This window comes from Tepidiforma bonchosmolovskayae (assembly GCF_008838325.1).
Lineage (GTDB): Bacteria > Chloroflexota > Dehalococcoidia > Tepidiformales > Tepidiformaceae > Tepidiforma > Tepidiforma bonchosmolovskayae.
This window is the reverse complement of the sequence record NZ_CP042829.1, coordinates 1660450-1683987: the sequence shown is the minus strand read 5'-3', so window position 1 is coordinate 1683987 and position 23538 is coordinate 1660450. Positions and strand designations below refer to the sequence as shown.

23 protein-coding genes are annotated in these 23538 nt (G+C 71.8%); 16 read left to right on the top strand and 7 right to left on the bottom strand.

Features of this window, described 5'->3' with window-relative positions; genetic code table 11:
* The first annotated feature begins 87 nt into the window (after window positions 1-87).
* Complete coding sequence (nadD, locus tag Tbon_RS08435) at window positions 88-702, top strand: nicotinate-nucleotide adenylyltransferase (RefSeq protein ID WP_158067285.1); 615 nt, start codon at window positions 88-90, stop codon at window positions 700-702.
* Here nadD and moaC read toward each other — a convergent pair.
* Together moaC and Tbon_RS08425 are read right to left on the bottom strand one after the other, a co-directional pair.
* A complete protein-coding gene (gene moaC / locus Tbon_RS08430; RefSeq protein WP_158067284.1) occupies window positions 684-1184 on the bottom strand; it encodes a cyclic pyranopterin monophosphate synthase MoaC in 501 nt (166 codons plus the stop codon). The two genes, nadD and moaC, sit on opposite strands and share 19 nt — an antisense overlap.
* A complete protein-coding gene (locus Tbon_RS08425; protein ID WP_158067283.1) occupies window positions 1174-1386 on the bottom strand; it encodes a hypothetical protein in 213 nt (70 codons plus the stop codon). The genes moaC and Tbon_RS08425 overlap by 11 nt, the downstream gene beginning before the upstream one ends.
* A gap of 81 nt (window positions 1387-1467) precedes the next feature.
* Here Tbon_RS08425 and Tbon_RS08420 point away from each other — a divergent pair, with 81 nt between their 5' ends.
* From Tbon_RS08420 to Tbon_RS08410, 3 genes are all read left to right on the top strand, one after another.
* On the top strand, window positions 1468-2400 hold the full coding sequence (locus Tbon_RS08420; RefSeq protein WP_158067282.1) for a M23 family metallopeptidase: 933 nt from the start codon (window positions 1468-1470) through the stop codon (window positions 2398-2400).
* Between the two features lie 103 nt (window positions 2401-2503).
* Entirely contained in the window at window positions 2504-3847 is a 1344-nt protein-coding gene (locus Tbon_RS08415) for a dihydrolipoyl dehydrogenase family protein (protein ID WP_158067281.1), read from the top strand.
* Between the two features lie 37 nt (window positions 3848-3884).
* Entirely contained in the window at window positions 3885-5120 is a 1236-nt protein-coding gene (locus Tbon_RS08410; RefSeq protein WP_158067280.1) for a ribonuclease H-like domain-containing protein, read from the top strand.
* Between the two features lie 168 nt (window positions 5121-5288).
* On the opposite strand, the gene Tbon_RS08405 is transcribed toward Tbon_RS08410, so the two are convergent.
* Window positions 5289-6149, bottom strand: coding sequence for a crotonase/enoyl-CoA hydratase family protein (locus Tbon_RS08405; protein WP_158067279.1), 861 nt, complete (start codon window positions 6147-6149; stop codon window positions 5289-5291).
* Between the two features lie 200 nt (window positions 6150-6349).
* Here Tbon_RS08405 and Tbon_RS08400 point away from each other — a divergent pair, with 200 nt between their 5' ends.
* Window positions 6350-7939 carry a DEAD/DEAH box helicase gene (locus Tbon_RS08400; RefSeq protein ID WP_158067278.1) on the top strand — a complete coding sequence of 530 codons (1590 nt, stop codon included), beginning with the start codon at window positions 6350-6352 and terminating at the stop codon, window positions 7937-7939.
* A gap of 59 nt (window positions 7940-7998) precedes the next feature.
* A complete protein-coding gene (locus Tbon_RS08395) occupies window positions 7999-8211 on the top strand; it encodes a hypothetical protein (protein ID WP_158067277.1) in 213 nt (70 codons plus the stop codon).
* 16 nt (window positions 8212-8227) lie between these two features.
* On the opposite strand, the gene Tbon_RS08390 is transcribed toward Tbon_RS08395, so the two are convergent.
* Window positions 8228-10726 (bottom strand): PEP/pyruvate-binding domain-containing protein, encoded by a 2499-nt coding sequence (locus Tbon_RS08390; protein ID WP_158067276.1) that lies wholly within the window; start codon window positions 10724-10726, stop codon window positions 8228-8230.
* 119 nt (window positions 10727-10845) lie between these two features.
* Here Tbon_RS08390 and Tbon_RS08385 point away from each other — a divergent pair, with 119 nt between their 5' ends.
* The 8 genes from Tbon_RS08385 to otsB all read left to right on the top strand — a co-directional run bounded on the left by Tbon_RS08385 (window position 10846) and on the right by otsB (window position 19347).
* The gene (locus tag Tbon_RS08385) at window positions 10846-11739 is read left to right on the top strand and encodes a Y-family DNA polymerase (RefSeq protein WP_158067275.1); all 894 of its coding nucleotides are present in this window, start codon (window positions 10846-10848) and stop codon (window positions 11737-11739) included.
* A 98-nt stretch (window positions 11740-11837) separates the two neighbouring features.
* The gene (locus Tbon_RS08380; protein ID WP_158067274.1) at window positions 11838-14546 is read left to right on the top strand and encodes a valine--tRNA ligase; all 2709 of its coding nucleotides are present in this window, start codon (window positions 11838-11840) and stop codon (window positions 14544-14546) included.
* A 112-nt stretch (window positions 14547-14658) separates the two neighbouring features.
* Window positions 14659-15048, top strand: a complete 390-nt coding sequence (locus Tbon_RS08375) for a hypothetical protein (RefSeq protein ID WP_158067273.1) — start codon at window positions 14659-14661, stop codon at window positions 15046-15048.
* Window positions 15049-15109: 61 nt separating this feature from the next.
* Window positions 15110-15769, top strand: a complete 660-nt coding sequence (locus Tbon_RS08370) for a hypothetical protein (protein ID WP_158067272.1) — start codon at window positions 15110-15112, stop codon at window positions 15767-15769.
* Between the two features lie 87 nt (window positions 15770-15856).
* A complete protein-coding gene (locus tag Tbon_RS08365; protein ID WP_158067271.1) occupies window positions 15857-16090 on the top strand; it encodes a response regulator transcription factor in 234 nt (77 codons plus the stop codon).
* A gap of 48 nt (window positions 16091-16138) precedes the next feature.
* The gene (locus Tbon_RS08360) at window positions 16139-17017 is read left to right on the top strand and encodes a MaoC family dehydratase (RefSeq protein WP_158067270.1); all 879 of its coding nucleotides are present in this window, start codon (window positions 16139-16141) and stop codon (window positions 17015-17017) included.
* Between the two features lie 78 nt (window positions 17018-17095).
* The gene (locus Tbon_RS08355; RefSeq protein WP_158067269.1) at window positions 17096-18565 is read left to right on the top strand and encodes a trehalose-6-phosphate synthase; all 1470 of its coding nucleotides are present in this window, start codon (window positions 17096-17098) and stop codon (window positions 18563-18565) included.
* The gene (gene otsB / locus Tbon_RS08350; RefSeq protein WP_158067268.1) at window positions 18559-19347 is read left to right on the top strand and encodes a trehalose-phosphatase; all 789 of its coding nucleotides are present in this window, start codon (window positions 18559-18561) and stop codon (window positions 19345-19347) included. The genes Tbon_RS08355 and otsB overlap by 7 nt, the downstream gene beginning before the upstream one ends.
* A 63-nt stretch (window positions 19348-19410) precedes the next feature.
* Here the strand turns inward: otsB and Tbon_RS08345 are convergent, their stop codons facing one another.
* Window positions 19411-20430: an LLM class flavin-dependent oxidoreductase gene (locus Tbon_RS08345; protein ID WP_158067267.1), complete on the bottom strand. Its 1020-nt coding sequence runs from the start codon at window positions 20428-20430 to the stop codon at window positions 19411-19413.
* Between the two features lie 101 nt (window positions 20431-20531).
* Here Tbon_RS08345 and Tbon_RS08340 point away from each other — a divergent pair, with 101 nt between their 5' ends.
* Both Tbon_RS08340 and Tbon_RS08335 read left to right on the top strand, forming a co-directional pair.
* The gene (locus Tbon_RS08340) at window positions 20532-21251 is read left to right on the top strand and encodes an RsmE family RNA methyltransferase (RefSeq protein ID WP_158067266.1); all 720 of its coding nucleotides are present in this window, start codon (window positions 20532-20534) and stop codon (window positions 21249-21251) included.
* Window positions 21252-21283: 32 nt separating this feature from the next.
* On the top strand, window positions 21284-21679 hold the full coding sequence (locus Tbon_RS08335) for a hypothetical protein (RefSeq protein WP_158067265.1): 396 nt from the start codon (window positions 21284-21286) through the stop codon (window positions 21677-21679).
* Between the two features lie 8 nt (window positions 21680-21687).
* On the opposite strand, the gene Tbon_RS08330 is transcribed toward Tbon_RS08335, so the two are convergent.
* Window positions 21688-22581, bottom strand: coding sequence for an ABC transporter permease (locus tag Tbon_RS08330; protein ID WP_158067264.1), 894 nt, complete (start codon window positions 22579-22581; stop codon window positions 21688-21690).
* Complete coding sequence (locus Tbon_RS08325) at window positions 22581-23531, bottom strand: ABC transporter permease (protein ID WP_158067263.1); 951 nt, start codon at window positions 23529-23531, stop codon at window positions 22581-22583. Before Tbon_RS08325 ends, Tbon_RS08330 begins: the two co-directional genes overlap by 1 nt.
* Between the last annotated feature and the right edge of the window lie 7 nt (window positions 23532-23538).

The following is a 23538-nucleotide window of genomic DNA, read 5'->3' as shown; positions in this document are numbered from 1 at the left end:
TGTGTGGTCTGCGAGCCGTATATTAGCACTCCCTGTCAATGAGTGCTAACGGTTGCCGCCGGGGCGCCCCCGGGGGAGACTGCCGGCGTGGCCGGAGGACCGCTCCTGATTGTCGGCGGCACGTTCGACCCGCCCCACCTCGGGCACCTGGTGCTGGCGGAGTGCGCGCGCTGGCAGTTCGGCTGCAGCCGGGTGCTGTTTATCCCGGCGGGGGACCCGTACCGGAAGACGGGGACGCCGACGCCGGAGAACGCCCGGGCGGGCGGCGGGGCAGGGCGAAGGGTGACCCCGGCGGCGCTCCGGCTGGAGATGACGAGGCTGGCGGTCGCCGGGAACCCGGCCTTCGCGGTGGACGCGCGGGAGACGCTCCGCCCCGGGCCGAGCTATACGGTCGAGACGCTCGAGGAGCTGCACGCGGAGGGGTGGCGGGAGCTGGTGCTGGTGCTGGGGAGCGACGCCGCGGCCGACCTGCCGAACTGGCGGGCGCCGGAGCGGATCCGGCAGATGGCGCGGGTCGTGGTGGCGGAGAAGGCGGGGGCGCCGGCGCCGGCGGGCTTCGAACGGGTGGAGATGCCGCGGCTGGAGGTGAGCTCGACGCTCATCCGGGAGCGGGTGCGGATGGGGAGGCCGATCCGGTACCTGGTGCCGGACGCGGTGGCGGCGTTCATCGAGGAGCGGGGGCTCTACCGGGACGGCGGCTGAGGCGGGGGCTCTGCCGTCCAGCGGCCGCTCTTGCCCCCGAGCTTCTCGAGGAGGCGGACACCTTCGATGCGGATGCCTTTTTCGGCGGCCTTGCACATGTCGTAGACGGTAAGGGCGGCGACGCTGGCGGCCGTGAGGGCCTCCATTTCGACGCCGGTGCGGCCGGTGGTGCGGACGGTCGCCCAGATGCGGAGGGTGCGGTCGTCGGCGGGCTCGATATCGACGGTGACGCCGGTGATGGGCAGCGGATGGCAGAGGGGGATGAGGTCGGGGGTGCGCTTGGCGGCCATGATGCCGGCGATGCGGGCGGTTGCGATGACGTCACCCTTCGGGACCGCACCGTCGAGGATGAGGCGGAGGGTGGCCGGCTGCATGACGACGAGCGCCTCGGCGGTGGCTTCGCGGGCGGTTTCGGGCTTGCCGGAGACGTCGACCATGCGGGCGGCGCCGCGTTCGTCGAGGTGGGAGAGCTCATCGGCCATGGCGGTGCCGCCACATGAGGGTGTCGTAGCCGTAGGTGACGCCGTACGCGAGCGCACCGACGGCGAGGCCGCCGGGGATGCCGAGCCAGTGGGAGACCCACGTATCGAAGACGATGATGCCGATGCCGGCGCCGGCGAGGAAGGAGAGGAAGGCGGTGCGGCGGCGCTCGGTTTCGAACCGTTCGCGCAGGTCGGCGGGCATGACGCCAGTGTACGGGATGGAGGGGGAGTCAAGGCGGGCGGGGGTGTGGGCGGGCAGGCAGACGGCCGATGTTTGAGAGGGATGAACGTTCGCGTACGGCTGCCGATGCGGGTGTCGCACGCCGCGCGGGTGATGCTGGCAGGCACGCTGGCGGCAAGCGTGGCAGCGGTGGTTACTGCGCGCCAGCCGCAGGGGAGCGAGGCGGACACCGATGGGACCGGGCCGGCAGCCGCGGGGGTCATCGCCCTGCCGGGCGAGGCGCGGGGCGGACCGCACGGGCCATCGCCGACGCCGGCGCCGGCGGCCCACACGGACGAGGGCGCGGTGGCGGCGCCGGCCTCGAACACGCTGCCGGGGACGGAGGTGGCGCAGGCAGCCGCAAGCCGGTTCCAGCTGCCGCTGCGGGCGTGGAGCAGGGTCACCGACCGGTACGGGGCGACGAACCGGGGACCGGGGCGCATCCACGGCGGGATCGACCTCGCGCTCGATGGGCTGAGCCGGTCGCCGGTGTACAGCGCGTGCACGGGCACGGTTGCGGCGACCGACTACTCCTCTGCGTACGGGTACCACGTGGTCGTCGACTGCGGCGACGGGTGGTCGACGCTGTATGCCCACCTGAGCCAGGTGCTGGTGAAGCCGGGCGAGGCGGTGAACAACGACGTGGTGCTGGGGATTTCCGGGAGCTCGGGGTTTTCGACCGGGGAGCACCTGCACTTCGAGATCAGGTGGCAGGACACGCCGGTGAACCCGGAGCAGTATCTCGACTTCAAGATCCCGCCCGGGACGCCGCTTTCGGACGGGCCGCTCTGGTTCCCGGGCAGCGGACGGGGCGCCGGGGGGACGTCGGCCCCGCCGACAGCCACGGCAACCCCGACGGAGACCCCGACGCCGACGAACACGCCGACGGTGACGCCGACGCCGACCATTACGCCGACCCCGACGTGGACGCCGACGCCCACGCCGACGCCCCGTCCGCCGACGCGGACTCCGACGCCGCTGCCCCGGGCGTACTGAGCAGGGAGCGGGGAACAGGGAGCAGGGAGCGGGGAGCGGGTGGTAGGCTGGGGGCGGCCGGCGGGATGGTGCGCCGGCAGAATCCGTTCTGGGGAGCAGGCCTGTGGCTGGAATTGAGCGGCAGTACGAGCTGGTCGTCATCGGCAACGGTGCGGCGGGCGACAACATCGCCCGCACGCTCGGGCGGCAGGGCAGGAAGGTGGCGCTGGTGGAGAAGGCGCACCTCGGCGGTGAGTGCCTGAACGACGGCTGCGTGCCGAGCAAGGCGCTGATCGAGATTGCGCGGGAGGCGCGCCGCCACCCGATTTCGTGGAACGAGGCGCTGGCGCGGGTGCACGCCGTGCAGCTGCTGGTGCGCGGAAACGACCCGGGCGGCGGCTTCGACCGGGACGGGGTGGACCTGTACTGGGGCGAGGCGCGATTCCTCGCACCGGGCCGGGTGGCGGTCGGCGATGACGTGCTGATTGCGCCGGACGTGGTGGTCGCGACGGGCACGGAGCCGGGGCTGCCGCCGGTACCGGGGCTCGCCGAGGCCCGCCCGCTGACGAACCGGACGATCTTCCGGGTTGCGCAGCTGCCGCGCCGCCTGGCGGTCATCGGCGGGGGGCCGATCGGGCTGGAGCTGGGGCAGGCGCTCCACCGGCTCGGGAGCGAGGTAACGCTGTTCGAGGGGCTTGACCGGGTCGCCGCGACCGAGGAGCCGGAGGTCTCGCTGGAGCTGCAGCGGATCTTCGAGGCGGAGGGCATCCGGGTCGTCACCGGCGCGAAGCTCACGCGGGCGGAGCGGCTCGCGGACGGCACGGTGGCGCTCGAGACGGCCGACGGCCGGTTCGTGGTCGATGACGTGCTGGTCGCGGCGGGCCGGAAGCCGGTGATCCCGGAGGGGCTGGCCGAACTCGGGCTGGCGCGCGACAGCCGGGGGTTCATCGCGATCGAGCCGTGCGGGCGGACGAGCGTGCCGGGAACCTGGGCGGCGGGCGACGTGACGGGAAAGTTCCAGTTCACGCACTACGCGGCGTACCAGGCGCACCACATCGCAAAGCACATCGCCGAGGGCGTGTGCGAACCGATCCCGGACGCGATTGTGCCGTGGGCGATCTTCACCGACCCGGAAATTGGGCACGCAGGGATGACGGAGGCGCAGGCGCGGGAGCGGGGGCTGGCGGTGGCGACGGGGATGCTCGCCGCGCGGGAGCTCGACTGGTTCCGGACGACGGGGCAGGTTGAGGGCTTCGCGAAGGTGGTGGTCGACGCGGAGACGGGCGCGCTGCTCGGGGCGCACTTCCTCTGCGCGCGGGCGAGCACGCTGGCCGGCGAAGCCTGCCTTGCCATCCAGCACGGGCTCACGGACCGGCAGGTGGCCGGGACGATCCACCCCTACCCGACGGCGGGCGAGCTATTCCGGTGGGCCTGCGCGCGGGCGGTCTCGGCGCGGCAGCGAACGTAATTGCGCGGAGCGTGCCTGCGGGGCTACGCTCGCACACATGTTCGAACGGGATGCGCAGGGGCTGCGGGAGCGGCTCCGGGCTGCGCTGCACCAGCCGGTCCGGCGGGATACCGGGGCGTTCGACCGGAGCGTGACGGAGCGGGCCGACCTCTCGCGGCTGGGGGGCCGGTGGTTCGAGACGCCGCTGGGGCCGGGGTACGTCATCGAGAGCGTGTACGATGCCGGGCATTACCACGGTGACGTGCCGCTCCGGCGGGCGCTTGCGCTGCCGCTCGGGCGGCTGGCACAGCAGGTGCGCGATGCGCGGCTGGCGGAGCTGGAGCCCGCGCGGCTGCGGTTCGTGGACACGGAGACGACCGGGCTGGGGGGCGCCGGGACGATGGTGTTCCTCTGCGGCGTGGCGCGGTTCGAGGGGACGGAGCTGCGGCTGCGGCAGTATTTGCTGCCGGGTCCGGAGTACGAGGGCGGGCTGCTCGGCGGGCTCGGGGAAGAGCTGGAGGAGGCGGGCGGGCTCGTGAGCTACAACGGCAAGGCGTTTGATATCCCGGCGCTGGAGACGCGGTACGTGCTCGCGCGGATGCGGCCGCGGCTGCGCGACCTGCCGCACCTCGACCTGCTCCACCCAAACCGGCGCCTCTTCAAAGGGGCGTTCAGCTCGCACCGGCTGGCGGTGGTGGAGCGGGAGCTCCTGGGGTTCGAGCGGGAGGACGACTGTCCGTCGGCGGAGGTTCCGGAGCGGTACCGGTGGTTCGCGCGCACGGGCGACCCGACGCACATCCTGCCGGTGCTGCGGCATAACGCGTGGGACGTGCTCTCGCTGGTGGCGCTGGCGGCGCATTTGGGGTCATCGTGCGATGACCCGGGCCGGCCGCTGCAGGCGGCGCGGGCGGCAGCGTACGCGGGCGACTGGCTGGAGGCGGCGGCCCGGTACGAGGCGGCCATCGCGCAGGGGCTGCCGCGGGCGGAGCGGCTGGAGGCGCTGGAGCAGGCGGCGCGGGCCTACCAGAAAGCAGGGGCGTGGGAGCAGGCGGCGGCGTGCTGGGAGCGGCTGATTGGGGAACCGCGGTCGCGGCGGGTGGCGCCGTACGTGGAGCTGGCGAAGCTGCGGGAGCGGCGGCTTGGGGACCGCCCCGGGGCGCTGGCGCTGATGGAGGAGGTGGTGGCGCTGGCGGAGCGGGGGCTGGTGCGGCCGGGGAGCGGGGAGTACGGGATGGAGGCGCTGCGCCGGCGGCTGGGGAGGCTGCGGGGAGGAGGGAGCGGGGAGCAGGGATGAGGGAGGAGGGAGGCCCGCCCCGACCGCCCGGCCCCGGGAAGGGAGGAGGGAGGAGGGAGCCCCGCACGGCCCTCCCGCACCGCCGAGGGAGGAGGAATGAGGGAGCAGGGGAACCGGGAGCGGCGAGCTGAATGGCGCCGCTCCCGGCTTGCCGCCGGGACGGGTGGGTTATTCGAATTCGGGGGTTTTGTAGAAGGGGAAGAGGTCGGGCAGGTCCTTCGAGACGGACATGGTGAAGTTCGGCCGGCGCTTTTCGAGGAAGGCGGCGACGCCCTCTTTGACGTCGGGGCTGGCGCCCATGATGAGGATGCCGCGGGAGTCGGCCATGTGGGCCTTCATCGGGTGGTCGGCGACGAGCCCGCGCCACATCAGCTGGCGACTGAGCGCGACGGAGACGGCCGAGGTGTTGTCGGCGATTTCGCGGGCGAGGGCATAGGCGGCGGGCAGCAGCTCCTCGGGCGGGTGGACGGAGCGGACGAGGCGGCCGCGGAGCGCCTCCTGGGCGTCGAAGACGCGGCCGGTGGCCACCCACTCCATCGCCTGCTGGATGCCGACGGCGCGGGGGAGGAACCAGGAGCTGGCGGCCTCGGGGACGATGCCGCGCCGGGCAAAGACGAAGCCGAAGCGGGCGTTTTCGCTGGCGAGGCGGACATCCATGGCGAGCGTCATGGTCACGCCAACGCCGACCGCCGGGCCGTTGATCGCGGCGATGATGGGCTTCTTCAGTTCGAAGATGCGGAGGGTGACCATGCCGCCGCCGTCGCGGTACTCGCGGATATCGGTCGGGCGGCCGCGGGCGCCGGCATCGAAGGTGGAGGGCCCGGCGGAGAGGTCGGCGCCGGCGCAGAAGGCGCGGCCGCGGCCGGTGACGACGATGACGCGGACGGCGTCGTCGGCGTCGGCTTCGTCGAATGCGGCGATGAGCTCGCGCTGCATAGTGGCCGTGAAGGCGTTGAGCTGCTCTGGGCGGTCGAGGGTGATGGTGAGAATGCCGTCGGAGAGTTCGGTCGCGATGTGTTCGTAGGGCATGGAGGGGATTTTGGGGAGGCGGCGCACGAATGTCGAACGATATGACGTGCTACACTGGAAGTACGTCACGTTGTGTGCGGCCCGCCGGGTGAGCCCGGGAGCTGGCAGGGGCCGCAGCGGATGTCTTTATTTTCATTGACGCGACGTATTCCGCCGGATTCCCCGCGGGGAGAGAACGAGCCGGCGGCGAAGAACAGGACGTGAAACTGACCAGGCTGATCGACACGATTGCGCGCCCTTTCCGGCGGACTGCCGGGGAGGAGGGCGCCCCCTCTCCGACCATCCATTCCCTTCATTCGCAGAACGGCCATGCGGCCGAACCTGCCGCTCCGGCGGTCCGCGAGCCGGCTGCGCGCGGGGCATCGCCAGGGGCGCGGCGCCCGAGCCGGCTGGCGAGCACGAACGGCCGAGCTGCGGCATCCGTCCCGGCGGCAGAGCGTGCACCGTCGCAGCAGGCTCCGGCCCCGACGGCACCTGCGACTCCGGCGCAGGGCGAGGCGCAGGCCGGCAGCGCACCGTCGCGGCGGAGGCGCCGACGGCGCGGGCGCGGCACTGGTGCGGCGCAGGCTGCTCCCGGTGATGGGCGGCAGGGCCGCCCGCCGGCGCTGGCTCCGATTTCGGAGGCGTTCCGCGCGCTGGGCGTCGATGCGACCGGGCTGGAGGCGATTGCGGCGCTGGGCTTTACGGAGCCGACGCCGATCCAGCGCGAGGCGATGCCCCGGCTGTTCGCCGGCAGCGACGTCGTGGGGCTGGCGCAGACGGGGACCGGGAAGACGCTGGCGTTCGGGCTGCCGCTCGCGCGGACCATCGACCCGGAGGCCCGCGAGGTGCAGGCGATTGTGCTCGTGCCGACGCGCGAGCTGGCGAAGCAGGTGCGCGAGGTGATGGACCATCTCGCGCTTTTTTACGGCTTTACGGCCTGGGCGCTGACGGGCGGAAGCCGGGTGCAAACGGACATCGAGCGGCTGTCGAAGGGTGTCCACGTGGTGGTCGGGACCCCGGGGCGGGTGATCGACCACATCAAGCGGGGGACGCTTTCGCTGGCGAAGGTGCGATTCGTGGTGCTGGACGAGGCGGACCAGATGCTCGACATCGGGTTTGCGCGGGATATCGACTACATCCTGCGGCACGCGCCGAAGGACCGGCAGACCGCGCTGTTCAGCGCGACGATGCCGGAGAGCATCGGCCGGCTGGTGTGGCGGTACATGCGGAACGCCGAGCGGGTGGCGGTCGACCCGGAGCAGCGGACGGCGGAAGGGGTCGAGCAGTACTACTGCGAGGTTGCGGAGCGGGACAAGCTGCGGGCGCTGCAGTACCTGTACGAGATGCGCGGGCTCGGGCGGACGCTCATCTTCTGCAATACGAAGGTGGGGGTTGACCGGCTGAAAGCGGCGCTGAACGCGGCCGGGGTGCCGGCCCAGGCGATCCACGGCGACCTGCGGCAGTCGCAGCGGGACCGGGTGATGGCCGATTTCCGGGCGGGCCGGCTGGAGTTCCTGGTGGCGACGAATGTCGCGGCGCGCGGGCTGGACATCCCGGACATTGAGGACGTGGTGAACTACGACGTGCCGCAGAACCCGGAGGAGTACATCCACCGGATCGGGCGGACGGCGCGGGCGGGCCGCCGGGGCTGCTCGTACACGTTCGTCAGCGAGTGGGACGTCCCGGCGTGGGATGCGATCGTGCGCGAAGTGGGCGAGGGCGCGGTGCAGTACCTGCCGGTGCCCGCGCGCTGGGATATTGAGGAGCCCGTCGCGGCCGGGTCGGGCGAGGCGGCCGGGGGCAGCTGAGCTGCCCGGGTGCGGCCGGGCGCGTTGCGGCGCAGCGCCTGCGTCCCGAGAATGCGAGCATGTACCGGGCGCTGTTCGAACGGTTCGGCGCGGAATGCGTGGCGAAGATCTGGCGCGGCGAACTCCTCACTGACGAGGAACTCGCCGCGTTCCGCATGCTGCTGGATGCCCGGGAGGCCGCGGGCCTGCGGCTGCTGGGAAAGTACGCAGGCCCCGACCCATGCTTCGATACGGTGACCGGGCGGTGCGGGGTGCGGCCGCTCTTCCGGTAGCGGCGCCCTGGGCTGGTCAGGCGGCAGGCGGCTCTTCGAGGATGGTGACGGTGCCGGCGATGCCGTCGATGGCGATGAGGTCGCCGGTGCGGATGCGGGTGGTGCCCTGGCGGACGTTGACGACGGCAGGGAGGCCGTACTCGCGGGCGACGGTGCTGCCGTGGCTGAGGGCGCTCCCCATGTCGACGACGAGGCCGGCGGCAAGCGCGAAGAGCGGCGTCCAGCCGGCATCGGTGACGGGCGCGACGAGGATTTCGCCGGGCTGGAGCGGGCCGTCGACCTGGGGGTCGAGGATGACGCGGGCGCGCCCGGTGACGCGGCCGGGGCTGACCGGCGTGCCCTTCAGGACATCGCCGGCATGGCCGGCTTCGGCGGGGGGCAGGGGGACCGGGCGACCGCGGAACCGCTCGGGGAGGATGACGTGGCGGTTGCGCTCGTACTCGCGGCGGCGGGCGAGGACGCGTGCGGAGAGGTCGACGCGGAGGCCGTTTGCGAGGACATTCGAGAGCTCTTCGTGGGAGAGGAAGAAGATGTCGTCGGGCTCGCGGATGACGCCGAGGTCTAGGAGACGGGCCTGGATGGCGGCGAGGTGCCAATCGCCGAGGCGCGCGGCGCGCACGAGGATGGACTTGGTGCGCTCGCGGAGGGCGACCCACCCCTGGGCGCGGGGCAGGAGCCAGCGAAAGATGCGGCGCTGCGCGAACCCGAGGCGGGCGTCGATTTCGCGGGTGAGGGCGAGGCGTTCGGCCTCCTGGCGGGCGAGGACGGCAGGAGGCGCGTGGTCGGGGTCGATATCGAGGTAGGAGGCGACCATCGCGACGACCGGGGCCGGGTCCCACCGCCAGGTCTTCGCGGCGACCTCCATTTCGTGGAGGCCGCGGTGGCCGTGGCGCTCGATGAAGGCGGTGTAGCGCTGCTGCCAGGGGGCAGGAAGGGCGGGGTCGCGGGGGTCGAAGCCGGGTTCGCGGAAGCGGCCGGCGATGCCGGTCTCGATGGCGACGCGGGAGAGCTCCCAGAGGTCGAGGCTGATGCGGGCGCTTTCGACGCCGGGCAGGCCGGTGAAGAGGGTAGGCACGCGGCCTTCGGCTTCGTCCCCGAGGACGGGCCGGACGAGCGCGAGGACGTTGTCGTAGCCGGCGCCGGCGACGCCGGTGACGCGGAGATGGACGCGCGAGATGCGGGCCGCGAAATCGAGAATCCGCTCGCGGTAGCGCTGGAGTTCGGCAGAGGAGAGGGCGTAGGGGTCGACGGCGCGGACCTTCCGTTCAGCATCGAAGACAGCGCGCTCGGCGCGGTCGGCCTGTTTGTCGAGCGTGGCCATGAGGCGGAGCATGCGGGGCGCGGTGAGGAGGCGGCGGCGCCAGGTGGTGAAGCGCGGGAGGGGCGTCCGCCAGCCGTCTTCGATGGGGCCGCCGAGGTACTGCTGCTCGAGGGCGCCTTCCCGGAAACCGAGGACGCGGGAGGCGACGAGGCGGGTCGCCTCCATATTGAGGAAGGCGCGGTTGTAGAAGCAGCCCATGAAGATGGGGTTCTCGTCGCGGGCGAGGAGCCCGAGTTCGTGGTAGTCCTCGGTGTAGGCGCGGGGGACCGTCTCGTTGAAGGTGGTGATGGTGAGCGGGGTCAGGAGGCCGGGGAGGATCTCCTGGACGTTGGCGCTGGTCCAGAGGTCGGCGTCGGAGGTGGGGGTGTCGAATTCGTTGTACCAGCCGCCGAGGCCATCGGGTTTCGGGGCGGTCGCCGCTGCGGTGGTGATGGGGCGGGACTGGAGGAGCCAGAGGGCGCCGCGGTCGTCGATGGCGAACTCGATGTCCTGCGGCGCGCCGAAGAGGTCCTCGGCGCGGAGGGCGGCGCGGACGATGGCGGCGAGCTGGGCATCGGACAGGACGGCAGGGCCTTCGGGCCGTTCGAGGATGGCGAGGGAGCCCCGGTGGATGACGTACCGCTGGCCCTCGGCCTGGCCGGAGACGAGGGCGTCGCCGAGGCCCTGGACGGCTTCGACGACGACGTGGTCGCGGTTGCCGGTGACGGGGTCGATGGAGAAGGCGACGCCGGCGGCGACGGCGGGGACCATGCGCTGGACGACGACGGCCATCTGCGCTCCAGGGGCGGCGCCGGCGGCTTCGCGGTAGGCGCGGGCGGATTCGGAGTGGGCGGACGCGAGGCAGCGGGCGACGGCATCGAGGAAGGCATCGCCGCCGCGGACGCCGAGGACCGTCTCGTGCTGGCCGGCGAAGGAGGCAGCGGCGCCGTCTTCGTCGGCGGCAGAGGAGCGGACGGCGACGGGCTCGTAATCGGGGGAAAGGGCCGCGAGGCGAGCGAGGAGCTCGCGGCGGAGGTCGGCGGGCCATCCGGCCGGGGCGCCGCGGAGCTGCGCGGCGACATCGACGGGGATGATGAAGCCGTCGGGGACATCGAAGGAGGCGCGAACGAGTGCGGCGAGGCTGGCGCCCTTGCCGCCGTAACGGGCGCGGTTGGCGGGGTCGGCGTCGCGGAGCCGGGGGAGATGGACGGTCATGGCGGGGATCGTAGCCGGTGGCGACCGGACGGTCAGCAAGATCGCCGCGTGAACGGGTTGCAGAGTCAGAACGTTTGTTCTATTCTTCCGTCAACTTCGGTGCCGGAAAGGGGTTGGCGATGCGCATCCTGGTTGTGGCGGCGCCGCGGCTCTCGGTGCAGCTGGCCCGGCGGGCGGAACCGGGGCTGCGGGGACGGCCGGCGGCGACCGTGCAGGAGTTCGGGGGCGAGCCGCTGGTGGCGGTGCCATCAGTCGAGGCGTCGGCGGCGGGCGTCCAGCCGGGGATGACCCTGGCGGAGGCGCGGAGCCGGTGCCCGGCACTGGCCTGGGCCCCGGCTCGGCCCGGCGCCGAGCTCGATGCGCTCGAGCGGCTGGCGGCAGTGTTGCGGAGGAAGGCGACACCCGCTGTCGCGGTGGTTTCGCGGGAGGCCGTGGCGGTCGACCTTGCGGGGCTGGAAGGCCGGTTCGCGGACGAACGGTCCGCGGGGACGGCGCTGCTGGGGCTGGCGCGGGCGTGGCTGGGGCTCGACGTGCGCGGGGCAGTGGCGGACACGGTGGAGGAAGGGCTGGCGGCGGCGCGGGCCGCCCGGCGGTGCCTGGCCATCTGCGAGGCGCGCGGGGCACGGGGGATGCTGCCCCGGGCGGAGGGGCTGGCGGTGCGGCTCGCGGGCGGGGTATCGGCGGCGCGGGCAGCGGCAGGGGCGGAGCGGCTGGGGCAGCTGCTGGCGGCATGGGGGCTGAGCTGCCGGGGGCTTGCGGTGACGGCGGAGACCGGCACGGGGGTGCGGCGGTGGCGGCTGCGCGCCCCGGCGCCGCTGCATCACGGGCACGAGCTGGCGGCCCTGCTTCGGCCGCTCGCGGGAGAGCTGGACGGGGCCGCGGAGGTGACGATCGCGGTGACGGGCGCGGGGCCGGCGGTCGAGGTGACGCCCTGGCGGCCGGCGGCGGCGCCGCGCGAACGGGCGGCCCTCCCGGCGAGGCCGGTGCAGCGGCGGCTGGCGCTGGCGGGCTGAGGGCCGGGGCCTGCGGGAGGGCCAGAACCGGGTGCCCTGCTACACTTGAGGGCCAGGGCGCAGCCGCGCCGCCCAGTTTCGCCGCCAGGGATGCCTCGATGACGACACAGACGCCGGGTCCCGTCCTGCCACCTGCTTACGAGCCGGCGAACGTCGAAGAGCGGATTTACCGGATGTGGGAGGAGGCGGGCTACTTTCAGCCGCGGATCGACCCGAACCGGGAGCCGTACTGCATCATCATGCCGCCGCCGAACGTGACCGGGGAGCTGCACCTGGGGCACGGGCTGGAGGACGCGATTACGGATGCGCTGGTGCGGTGGCACCGGATGCAGGGCGACCCGACGCTCTGGCTGCCGGGCGAGGACCACGCAGGGATTGCGACGCAGAACGTCATCGAGAAGGAGCTGGCGAAGGAGGGGCTGACCCGCCACGACCTGGGGCGGGAGCGGTTCATCGAGCGAACCTGGGAGTGGGTGCGGAAGTACCGGAGCCGGATCGCCGACCAGCACCGGAAGCTGGGGGCGAGCGCCGACTGGACGCGGGACGTGTTCACGCTCGACCCGCAGATCGTCAAGGCGGTGCGGACGACCTTCGTGAACCTGTACCGGGACGGGCTGATCTACCGCGGGCTGCGGATGATCAACTGGTGCCCGCGGTGCGAGACGGCGCTGAGCGACCTCGAAGTCGATTACCTCGAAGTGGCGTCGAAGCTGTACTACATCCGCTACCCAATTGTGGGCGAAGGCGGGATGCCGCTTCCGGATTATGTCGTGGTGGCGACGACGCGGCCGGAGACGATGGTTGGCGACACGGGAGTGGCGGTGAACCCGGCGGATGAGCGGTACGAGGAGAAGATCGGGCGGATGCTGCTCCTGCCGATCATCGGGCGGGAGATCCCGGTGGTGGCAGATGAGCACGTGAAGATGGAGTTCGGGACCGGGGCCGTGAAGGTGACGCCGGGGCACGACCCGAACGACTGGGAGATCGGGCAGCGGCACGACCTGCCGGTGGTGGTGGCGATCGACCTGAAGGGGCGGATGAACGAGGAGGCCGGGCCGTACAACGGGATGACGGTCGAGGAGGCGCGGGCCGCGATCCTGCGGGACCTCGAGGATGAGGGGTTCCTCGACCATGTGGAGGACTACACCCACAGCGTGGGGCACTGCAGCCGGTGCAAGACGGTGGTGCAGCCGCTGCCGAGCGAGCAGTGGTTCGTGGCGGTGACGAAGGAGTATGAGCCGGGGCACTCGCTGGCGGGCGACGCGATTGCGGCGGTGAAGGACGGGCGGATCCGGATGGTGCCGCAGCGGTTCGAGAAGGTGTACCTGAACTGGATGGAGAACATCCGGGACTGGTGCATCAGCCGGCAGCTCTGGTGGGGGCACCAGATCCCGGTGTGGTACTGCGAGAACGGCCACACCATCTGCCAGGTGGAGGACCCGGATGCCTGTCCGGAGTGCGGCGGAGCGCTGCGGCAGGACGAGGACGTGCTGGATACGTGGTTCAGCTCGGCGCTGGCGCCGCATGCGGACCTCGGCTGGCCGGATGACACCGAGGACCTGCGGTACTTCTACCCGACGACCGACATGCAGATGGGCTACGACATCATGTTCTTCTGGTGCGCCCGGATGATCATGTTCGGTCTCTACAACATGCGGCACCGGGGGCCGGAGAAGGCGGTGCCGTTCCGGACGGTGCTGTTCCACGGGCTGATCCGGGACCAGCACGGCGAGAAGATGACGAAGTCGCGCGGGAACGTGGTGGACCCGCTGGTGGCGGCGAAGACGTACGGTGCGGATGCGTTCCGGTTCGCGATTGTGACCGGTGCGACGCTGGGGCAGGACCAGCGGTACAGCGACGAGCGGATGGCGGCGGCGCGGAACTTCGCGAACAAGCTGTGGAACTCGGCGCGCTTCGTATTGATGCGGGTGGGCGAGCGGAAGCTGAAGCGGCCGCATCCGCTGGACCGGGAGACGCTGGCGCTGGAGGACCGGTGGATCCTGTCGCGGCTGGAGCGGCTGGAGCGGGATGTGGATTCGCTGTTGCGGGCGTACCAGCTCGGCGAGTGTGCGCGGCAGATCGAGGACTTCCTCTGGGGCGAGTTCTGCGACTGGTACATCGAGATGGTGAAGCCGCGGCTGCAGGCGGGGGACGAGCGGCCGCTGAAGGTGCTGGTGCACGTGCTCGACCATGGGCTGCGGCTGCTGCACCCGTTCATGCCGTTTGTGACGGAGGAGCTGTGGCAGGCGCTGCGCGGGCACGTCGACGACGAGATGGCACCGCAGCTGATCGTCGCGTGGTACCCGAAGAGCGGCGGGAACTGGGGTGACGACGCGGCGGAGGCCGCGATGGCGCACGTCATCGAGGTGAACCGGACGATCCGGAACATCCGGGCGGAGAAGCGGCTGGAAGCGGGCGCGCGTCCTCGGGTGGTGGTGCGGGCGGAGAGCTATGCGGCGGCGCTGCGGGAGACCGCGGCGGCGACGAACTTCACCTCGCGCGTGGAGCTGACGGTGCTGGGGCCGGAGGAGCCGCTGCCGGAGGGCGAGTGGGGATTCGGCCGGGTGGCGGATACCGAGGTCGCGGTGGCGCTTCCGCAGGTGGACGTTGCCGCCGAGCGGGCGCGGCTGGAGAAGGAGCTGGCGGAGGCGCGCGCGCACCTCGAACGGCTGGAGAAGCAGCTGGCGAACCCGGCGTTCCGGGCGAAGGCCCCGCAGCACGTGGTCCAGGGGATGGAGGCGACGGCAGCGGAGACGCGGGAGCGGGCGGCCGGGCTCGAGGAGCGGCTGCGGGCGCTCGGGGCTTAACCGAATCTTTCCAAGACGACGAATCTTTCGTCCACCGTATCCCCCGATGGGGGATACCGCCGGCCGTGCGAGGCGTGTAGGGTAGGGTCGCCCCGGAAGGAGGTGAGGTTCGATGCCCCGGGTGGCGGCGCTGCTGGCCGCGTGTGTTGCCCTTGCCGGCGGGCTGCTCCTGGCGAACGATGAACCGCGAGTGGCGCGCGCCGGGACGGGCTTCTGGAGCGACGGATGGCCCGCCTGCACATGGTGGGGTTCGACGTGGTTCAGCGCGCCGACCGTCGGGTGGGCCCGGACTGACGGGCCTTCGGGCTGTGTGGATCGCGCGGTCGTGCGCCTGCAGTGGTACGACGGCCAGGCGTGGCAGGATACGCTGCTGCAATACAGCGCCTGGGGCGTGAACTGGATTCAGTACGGAGGGTCACCGGCGACCTTGCTGGTGGGCACGCACCAGGTCTATGTCGCGGGCTGGGGGTATTCCCAATGGGGCGGCACAGAGGAGCCGTGAGCCGACGGCGCGGCGCGCGGCCGGCGCGCAGCAGGAACGCCTCAGTAGCAGGAGGAACACGATGATGCAACGAACGATGGTCGGCGCGAGCGTCCTGGTGGCAGCCGTGCTTGCTGCCGCCGGGTTTGCAGCGTGGCGGGCAGCGGCTGGCTCGGCCGAAGCGGGCACCCCTTCGCAGGGCGCCGCCGCACCGGCGGAACCCGGGGCGAGCGGTGACGCCCCCAATGCCGCGGCGCGGGAGGTGCCGGCGGCGCTGCTCGAACGGCTGCGCGCCTCGGCCGATGCGACGGTGCTGGCGATTCTCGCCGACGGGGTCGTGACGCGGGACGAGGTGGCGGGCGCGTTCGCTGCTGCGGATGCGTGCACGAGGGCGGCCGCTGCGGAGGTTGGCGGAGTCACCATCGGGCCAGCGACCTTCACCGACCCGGACGGGGCGATCGGGTTCGGCGGCGCGTCCTCGGCATCGAAGGAGGCGCTGGACCGTGTCGGCGCGGCGCACCTCGCTTGCGTCGAGCGGCTGTTCAGCCCGGTGCTCGAGGCATGGCAGGCGGGACCGGCCTACGCCGCGAACCAGGCAGGCTGGGACCGGATGGCCGAGTGCCTGGCAGCGAAGGGGTATCCGACCCGGCCCGGCATGGACCTGCGGCAGATGGCGGAGGCGGTGGGGACGGGCGCGCCGGCGAGCGATGTCGCAGCCTGCCAGGCGGCGGCGCGGCAGTGACGCCTCGGGCGGGAGCGATTCGAGCGGGCCGGCGGGCGGGCGTGAGCTCCCTGCCGGCCCGGGGCGAGCCAGGCCGGGGCGGCGGCGATGGCGGGCTGCAGGCTTTCTCCGCGTGAGCGAGAAGTGCTCGGACTGGTCGCAGAGGGCCGGACCAACGCGGAGGTCGCGGCCCTGCTCGGCATTTCGTCGGAGACGGTGAAGACGCACGTGAGCCGCATCCTGGCGAAGCTGGGCGTGCAGAGCCGGCACCAGGCTGCCGCCTGGTGGCAGAGGAAGGGCCCCCGGGAGCCGGACGGCAAGGAGCCGACGGCGGGCGGTTGACGGCCGGGGCGGGGTCGGTGGTAGGGTGCGCGGGCGGAGGGATGCGCGATGGCCGAATGGGATGACGACAGCTACGTCGGGAAGTACCTCGGGCGGCACGAGTACCTCGCCGACGCGGAGATGATCGCGCGGTACATCGAAGCGACACGGGACGCGAACCCGTGGTACACGGGGCCGTCGCCGCTGGGCGGGCCGCTGGCGCCGGCACTGCTGCTGCACAGCGAGCAGTACGCCTTCCGGCTGCGCGACTGGTACCTGCCGAAGCTGTACGGGAACCTGCACATCCGGCAGGAGTGGGAGCTGTTCCGGGCGGTGCCGGTGGGCACGCGGCTGTGGACGCACGGGATGATCGTGGACCGGTACATCCGCAAGGACCGGGATGTGGTGGTGCTGGAGTTCTGCGTGTTCAACGGGGAGGACGTGATGGTGGCGCGGGGGCGGTGCCACCAGTCGTTCCTGCTGGACGTGCCGGAAGGGCAGGAGGTGGTCGGGCGCGACCAGGGCGCGCGGCGGAGTACGCGCCCGGATGAGCCGGCCGGGGAGCCGCTGGAGGTGCTGGAGCCGGTGCGGAAGGTGGCCGACCTGGAGCTGTGCATGGCGTTCAGCGGGCCGAAGCGGAACTACCACAACGACCCGGAGGAGGCGCGGAAGCTCGGGTTCCCGGATGTGGTCGTGCAGGGAACGCTGAGCACGGTGTTCATTTCGGAGATGCTGACGAACCGGTTCGGGCTGGGGTGGCTGGCCGGCGGGCGGATGTCGCTGAACCTGGTGAACGTGCTCTGGGGCGGGGAGGCGGTGACGGCGCGCGGCGTGGTTCGGGCAGTCACGCCGGAGGGCCGGCGGCGCCGGGCCCACCTCGACGTCTGGACGGAGAAGGACGACGGCACGAAGACGATCGTGGGGACGGCGAGTGCGCTGCTCGGCTGAGGGGCCCGCAGAGGCCCCGGCCCCGGGTGACGGACCCGGGGGTTGATCGCCGGCGGCGGGATCGTGCCTACTGGAGCAATGACTGCCCGCGCCCAGCTGATTCTTGCGAACCGTGCGTTCCTCGACCACGAGGCGCCGCGGTGGGCCGATTCGCCCTCGGCGGCGGCGAGCGGCGGGCTCCTGGCGGCGGTCCGGCCGGTGATCGCGCCGTGGGACGGGCGGACGGGGACGACGTGGATCGGCGCCGGGATGGGCCGATTCGACCGGGAGTGGGTCGACGAGCGGGGGTACGAGATCCTGGAGACGCCGCGCGGCCCGCTGCGGCACCGGCGGCTGTTTTTCGGCTCGTCGACGTGGCAGGGGCACTACGGCGAGGTGGCGAACAGTTTCACGTGGCCGCTCTTCCACCTGGTGCGGGTCGACCTGCCGAAGGCGACGCCGTACTACCCGGAGCCGCACCCGCCGTCGGAGGCGGGCTGGCAGTCGTTCGTGGCCGTGAACCGGGCGTTCGCGGCGGCGGCATGCGAAGAGGACGGCGAGCAGAGCTGCTGGGTGCACGACTACCAGCTGGCGCTTGTGCCGGCGATGCTGCGGGAGCGCGGCTACCGGGGGCCGATCGGGTTTTTCCTGCACATCCCGTTCCCGTCGATGGCGGTCATCCGGCCGTACCTCGAAGGGGAGGCGCGGGAGCGGCTGCGGGCGATCGTGGCGGGCATGCTCGGCGCCGACCTCGCGGGCTTCCAGACGCCGGGCGATGTGGAGCGGTTCATCGAGGCTGCAGGCGAGCTGTGCGGCGCGCGCCCGGCGCCGGGCGGGGTGGAGGCCGGGGGGCGGCTGGTGCGGCTGGGGGCGTACCCGGTGGGGATCGACCCGGAGGAGGTGCTGACGGCGGCGCGGCGGGCCCGGCCGGTGACGCGGGTGCGGCTGGCACGGGAGCTGGGGCTGCCGGTCGTGGTGGGGCTCGAACGGGGCGATTTCACGAAGGGGATCCCGGAGCGGCTGCGGGCGATTGCGGAGGCGTACCGGCGGGGGCACCGGTTCGCGTACATCGGGATTGCGTCGCCGACGCGCGAAGGGGTGGAGGTGTACGGCGCACTGGAGGCGGCGATCGAGCGGGAGGCCGCGCGGGCGCGGGAGGCTGCCTACTGGGTGGGATGCCCGTTCACGCAGGTGCGGGCGAGCGTCGGCTGGGACGACGTGGTCGCGCTCCAGCGCGATGCGGATGTGGTGTTCACGTCGTCGCTGGCGGACGGGATGAACCTGGTGCCGCTGCAGGCGGCGATTGCGCAGTCGCTCCGGCCGGCGGAGGAGCGGGCGGTGGTGCTGGCGGGGGTCGATGCAGGCGTTGCGAAGGTGTACGGCGGTGACGGGCGTGAGGGGCTGCGGGCGGTGGACCCGCTGGACCAGGGGTCGCTGCTGGAGGGGCTGGTTGAGGGGCTGGAGGGGCGGCCGGCACGGGTGAGCGATGCTTTCATTGCGAAGGTTCGGGAGCATGACGCGAAATCGTGGGGCGAGCGGTTCCTCGCGGACCTGGAGGGGAAATGCTGACGATCGAGGCGATCGAACGGATCAAGGCGCTGGCGGCGGCCCGGGGGCCGCTGCTGGTGGCATCGGACCTGGACGGGACGCTGGCGCCGATCGTGGCGAATGCGTCGGAAGCGCGGGTTCCGCCGGGGACGCTGGCAGTGCTCGACCGGATTGCGCAGAAGGCGAAGGTGGCCGTCATCACGGGGCGGGACCTGAACACGGCGCGGCGGATGGTGCCCGTGGAGGGGGTGGACGTGGTGGGCAGCCACGGGCTGGAGGCGTCGTTCGATGACCCGCTGATTCCCGGGGTGAACCGGGTGGCGCTGAGCGCAGCCCTCGAGCAGGTGGAGCAGCAGGTGATCACGGCGGTGCCGAGCTCGTTCCTCCACATCGAGCGGAAGGCGGTCTCGACGGCGTTCCACTTCCGGAAGGCGCCGGATCTCGAGGGGCCGCTGCGGCGTGCGCTTGCGACGCTGCCCGAGGGGCTCCGGCTGCGCGAGGGGAAGATGGTGCTCGAGGTGCTGCCGAACGCGAATGCGGGGAAGGGGGTCGCGCTCACGGCGCTGATCCGGCGGTACCGGGCGAAGTCGCTGCTGGTGCTGGGGGACGATGCGACGGACGTGGCGATGTTCGAGTCTGCGCTGGAGGCCTCGCGGAAGGATGGGCTGCACGTGCTGCTGGTGGGGGTGGCGGGGGGCAGGGAGACGCCGCCGCGGATCGTGGAGCTGGCGGACCTGGTGGTAAACTCGCCAGCCGAGGCGCTGGAGGCGCTGGAGACCCTGGCGCGGGCGCTCGGGGTGTAGGCAGATAACGGAACGGGGGAGGGCCGCTGCCCTCCCCCGAAGCGGTGCGGTCCGGTTCGGGCCTCAGGCGACGAGCGTGCCGAGGATCCGCTCGACCTCGTTGAGGCTGCCCTGGGGCATGGTGATGACGGGAAGGTCAACACCGAGCTGGCGGCGCTCTTCGATGCCGGCGGCGACCGTTTCGAGGTCGCCGTAGACGGCGGTCTCTTCGAGCATGCGGTCGCCCATGGCGGCCATGATTTCGGGCGTGGTGCCGAACGGCATGGGCTTGCTCGTCTCGGCGGCCTTGCGCATGGCTGCGACCTCTTCGGCGAAGCCGTTGCGGGCGAGCATTTCGTGGTAGAAGTCGCCCATGTTGGTGACGTACCAGGAGATGGGGCCGGCGGCCTGGACCTTCGCCTTTTCGATGTCGGGGTTGATGACGACAGTGAGCTGGGCGACGCACTCGACGGCATCGGCCGGGCGGCCGGCGGCGACGGCTGCGCGGCTGATGAACTCCTTCGCCTCGCGGTATTTCGACTTGGGCCAGTAGATGGGCATCCAGCCGTCGGCGCAGGTGGCGAGGGACTCCATGCTCTTGGGGGAGATGGAGGCGACGTAGATGGGGATGTGCTTGCGGGGCGGTTCGAAGAGGAGTTTGAAGCCGCGCTGGAGTTTGAAGATTTCGCCGTCGTAGAAGAGCTTTTCGCCGCCGATGATCATGTTGATGATCTCGACATACTCTTTCGTGCGGCGGATTGGCTTCGAGAATTTTTCGCCGTGCCAGTGTTCGATGACGCGGGAGCCGGAGGTGCCGAGGCCGATGATGACGCGGCCGCCGGAGAGCTCATCGAGGGTGGCGAAGGTCATGGCGAGGACGGCGGGGGAGCGGCCGTAGACCGGGGCGATGCCGGTGCCGAGTTTGATTTTGCTGGTATTGAGAGCGATCTGGGTGAGGAGGGAGAACTGGTCGCGGCCCCAGGTCTCGGCCGTGAAGACGGCTTCGACGCCGACTTCTTCGGCGACCTTGATTTTCTCGATGGTGTGGCTGTTTTGTTCGGGGCTGCCGGTGAATCCGACACCGACGGCCAGGCGCCTTGGCATGGGAACCTCGCAAGCAGGGGCGTGTCCGTTTCGAAAAAGGACCGACGGCCAGTATGGCAAACGGGCACTGGGGCAGCAATGCGCGGTAGGCTACGGGGACGATGGGACACGTGCCGCGGCTGTTTGTGCGGGGGAAGCTTGGGCCGGGCCGGCTGCTGCTGGAGGGCGAGGCGGCGAACCGGCTGGCCGCCGTGCTGCGCGTCCGGCCCGGCGAGGAGGTGCGGCTGTTCGCGGGCGAGGGGCGGGAGTGGCAGGCGGAGGTGCGGGAGACGGCCAGGGGCCGGGTTGCGGTGGAGGTGCTCGGGGTGGTGCGGCAGGAGCCGCCGCCCGAGCCGGTGGTCGAGGCGTGGGTGCCGCTCATCCGGGCTCAGCGGTTTGAGTGGGCGGTGGAGAAGTGCACAGAGGCGGGCGCCGACATCATCCGGCCGGTGGCGACGGCGTTCGGGCAGCGGGGCGAAGCGCCCTCGGACGGGAGGCGGGAGCGGTGGGAGCGGATCGCCGTCGAGGCGAGCGAGCAGTGCGGGCGGCTGTACGTTCCGGTCATCGAACCGGCGGCCGGGCTGGATGGGCTGCTGGGGGCGTTCCGCGGGACGCTGGTGGCGCTCGACCGGGACGGGCTGCGGCTGGCGGCGCTGGGGCCGCTTCTGCCGGGACGGGGGCGGCTGGCGGTGGTGTGCGGGCCTGAGGGCGGCTTTTCGCCGGGGGAGCTGGCGCTGCTGCGGGCGAAGGGGGCGCTCTTCGCGCGGGCGGGCCCGTACGTGCTGCGGGCGGAGACGGCTGCCGTGGCCGGGGTGGTGCTGGTGCGTTCGCTGGCCTGCTGAGGGCGGCGCGGCCGGGTGGTATCCTCGGGACGATGTCGTGGACGAAGCCGGTCCTGGGGATTGGGGCGACGGGGCTGGCGTTTGCAGCGGCGTTCGCGCTGCACGTGGTCGCCGGGGCGCTCGGCTGGGCGTGGCTGTTCGGCATCGCGGTGGTGCTGATCTACCTGCTGGCGACGGGCTTCCCGGCGATTGCGCTCTGGGCGGGCGGGATGCGCTACCGGGAGGGCCGGGAGGCGCGGCTGACGTACACCCTCGGGACGATCATCGGGATGGGGCTGACACTGGGGGCCCTCTGGGCGACGAACGACCGGTCGTTCGGGACGTGGACGTTCGTGCTGGCGCCGGTGCTGGTCGCGCTGGTGAGCGCGCTGCTGCTGACGCTGCGGGCGTGGCGGGAGGGGGAGTTCGCGCGGGCGCAGGCGCGGTAGCTGCGCTTCTACCGGCGGAGGCGGGGGTCCCAGATGTCGCGGAGGGAGTCGCCGAGGAGGTTGGCGCCGAGGACGACGAGGCTGATGGCGATGCCGGGGAAGACGACGACGTGCCAGTAGCCGGTCCGGGCGATGGAGAGGTTCTGGCCGCTCATGTCGCGTCCCCATGAGACGACGTCGGGGCCGAGGCCGAGGAAGGAGAGGGCGGATTCGGCGAGGATGGCGCCGCCGAGGGCGCCGCTCATGATGACGATGACGAGGGGGAGGACATTGGGGACGACGTGGCGGATGAAGATGCGCCATTCGGAGCAGCCGATGGCGCGGGCGGCTTCAACGTAGGTCTGGCGGGCTTCGATGATGGTGGCGGAGCGGAGCACGCGGTTGCCGCCGAAGAGGGCGCCGATGGCGATGGCGGCGATGATGGCTTCGATGCCGGGCCCGAGGGCGGCGCGGAGCATGAAGTAGAGGACGAGGGAGGGGAAGGCGGCGAAGGCTTCGCCGGAACGCTGGATGAGGTAATCGAGCCAGCGGCCGTAGTAGCCGCCGAGGATGCCGAGGAAGGCGCCGGAGGCGGCGCCGATGAAGATGGCGGCGGAGGAGATGATGAGGGAGACACGGGCGCCGGCGATGACGCGGCTGAGCATGTCCTGGCCGTTCTGGTTGAGGCCGAAGGGGTGCTGCCAGGAGGGGCCTTCGAGCGGGCGTCCGACGCTGAGGGCGTTGGGGTCGTAAGGGGCGAGGGCGGGCCCGAACAGGCCGGCGAGGACGAAGACGACGAGCACCACGAACCCGAACACGCCGGCCGGGTGCTGCCTGGCGGTACGGCCAAGGCGGCGGAGGACGCCGGGGCGCCGGTAGACGGGGGCGAAATCGAGCGGGGCGGCGGCAGTGGTGGCAGCCATCAGGTGTACTTCACGCGGGGGTCGATGAGGGCGTAGGAGATATCGACGAGGAGGTTCATGACCATGACGACGAAGGCGGTGTAGAGGACGAGGGTTTGGATGACCGGGAAGTCGCCGGTGACGGAGGAGACGAGGAAGAACTGGCCGAGGCCGTTGATGGAGAAGACCTGTTCGAGGATGAGGGAGCCGAAAAAGAGGGCGGTGACCTGGCCGCCGATGAGGGTGACGATCGGGATGAGGGCGTTGCGGAGGCCGTGGCGGAGGACGACGGCGCTGCCGCCCAGGCCCTTGGCGCGCGCCGTGCGCATGTAGTCCTGGCGGAAAACCTCGAGGAGGGAGGAGCGGGTGAGACGCATCATGGCGGCGGCGCCACCGACGCCGAGCAGGATGGTGGGCGGGAGGTAGAGTCGCAGGTTTTCGAGGGGGTCGCGGGTGAAGGGGATGTGGCCGCCGACGGGCGGGGAGTAGTTCCACCAGATGGAGGGGAGGACGATGAGGAGGATGAGGAGGAAGAAATCGGGGATCGACTGGCCGAAGACGGCAAGGAAGCGGAAGGCGTAGTCGATGGGGGAGTTCTGCTTGACGGCAGTGATGACGCCGAAGGTGACGCCGAAGAGGGTAGAGAAGAAGATCGAGAGGAGCAGGATTTCGAAGTTGACCGGGAACCGGCGGACGATCTCCTGCCAGACGGGCTGGCGGGAGCGGAAGGTTTCGCCGAGGTCGCCGCGGGCGACCTGTCCGAGCCAGATGAAGAATTGCTGGACGGCGGGCTTATCGAGGCCGAGCTCGCGGCGGATCTCCTGCTCCTGCTCGAGGGTGGTGTTCTGATTGACGTAGAGGGTGACCGGGTCGACGGCCCAGGGCATGCGGAGGGTGAAGAAGGCGAGGACGGAGACGATCGCCATGATGAGCGGCACGTAGGCGAGCCGCCGGAGGATGTACTGGCGCATGCCGCTC

Bases quoted from the DNA above. Each gene is read 5' to 3' on its own strand.
- moaC (WP_158067284.1), bottom strand. From the start codon at position 1,184: ATGGCCGATGAGCTCTCCCACCTCGACGAACGCGGCGCCGCCCGCATG.
- Tbon_RS08425 (WP_158067283.1), bottom strand. From the start codon at position 1,386: ATGCCCGCCGACCTGCGCGAACGGTTCGAAACCGAGCGCCGCCGCACC.
- Tbon_RS08420 (WP_158067282.1), top strand. From the start codon at position 1,468: ATGAACGTTCGCGTACGGCTGCCGATGCGGGTGTCGCACGCCGCGCGG.
- Tbon_RS08410 (WP_158067280.1), top strand. From the start codon at position 3,885: ATGTTCGAACGGGATGCGCAGGGGCTGCGGGAGCGGCTCCGGGCTGCG.
- Tbon_RS08405 (WP_158067279.1), bottom strand. From the start codon at position 6,149: ATGCCCTACGAACACATCGCGACCGAACTCTCCGACGGCATTCTCACC.
- Tbon_RS08395 (WP_158067277.1), top strand. From the start codon at position 7,999: ATGTACCGGGCGCTGTTCGAACGGTTCGGCGCGGAATGCGTGGCGAAG.
- Tbon_RS08390 (WP_158067276.1), bottom strand. From the start codon at position 10,726: ATGACCGTCCATCTCCCCCGGCTCCGCGACGCCGACCCCGCCAACCGC.
- Tbon_RS08385 (WP_158067275.1), top strand. From the start codon at position 10,846: ATGCGCATCCTGGTTGTGGCGGCGCCGCGGCTCTCGGTGCAGCTGGCC.
- Tbon_RS08380 (WP_158067274.1), top strand. From the start codon at position 11,838: ATGACGACACAGACGCCGGGTCCCGTCCTGCCACCTGCTTACGAGCCG.
- Tbon_RS08375 (WP_158067273.1), top strand. From the start codon at position 14,659: ATGCCCCGGGTGGCGGCGCTGCTGGCCGCGTGTGTTGCCCTTGCCGGC.
- Tbon_RS08370 (WP_158067272.1), top strand. From the start codon at position 15,110: ATGATGCAACGAACGATGGTCGGCGCGAGCGTCCTGGTGGCAGCCGTG.
- Tbon_RS08365 (WP_158067271.1), top strand. From the start codon at position 15,857: ATGGCGGGCTGCAGGCTTTCTCCGCGTGAGCGAGAAGTGCTCGGACTG.
- Tbon_RS08360 (WP_158067270.1), top strand. From the start codon at position 16,139: ATGGCCGAATGGGATGACGACAGCTACGTCGGGAAGTACCTCGGGCGG.
- Tbon_RS08355 (WP_158067269.1), top strand. From the start codon at position 17,096: ATGACTGCCCGCGCCCAGCTGATTCTTGCGAACCGTGCGTTCCTCGAC.
- otsB (WP_158067268.1), top strand. From the start codon at position 18,559: ATGCTGACGATCGAGGCGATCGAACGGATCAAGGCGCTGGCGGCGGCC.
- Tbon_RS08345 (WP_158067267.1), bottom strand. From the start codon at position 20,430: ATGCCAAGGCGCCTGGCCGTCGGTGTCGGATTCACCGGCAGCCCCGAA.
- Tbon_RS08340 (WP_158067266.1), top strand. From the start codon at position 20,532: ATGGGACACGTGCCGCGGCTGTTTGTGCGGGGGAAGCTTGGGCCGGGC.
- Tbon_RS08335 (WP_158067265.1), top strand. From the start codon at position 21,284: ATGTCGTGGACGAAGCCGGTCCTGGGGATTGGGGCGACGGGGCTGGCG.
- Tbon_RS08330 (WP_158067264.1), bottom strand. From the start codon at position 22,581: ATGGCTGCCACCACTGCCGCCGCCCCGCTCGATTTCGCCCCCGTCTAC.
- Tbon_RS08325 (WP_158067263.1), bottom strand. From the start codon at position 23,531: ATGCGCCAGTACATCCTCCGGCGGCTCGCCTACGTGCCGCTCATCATG.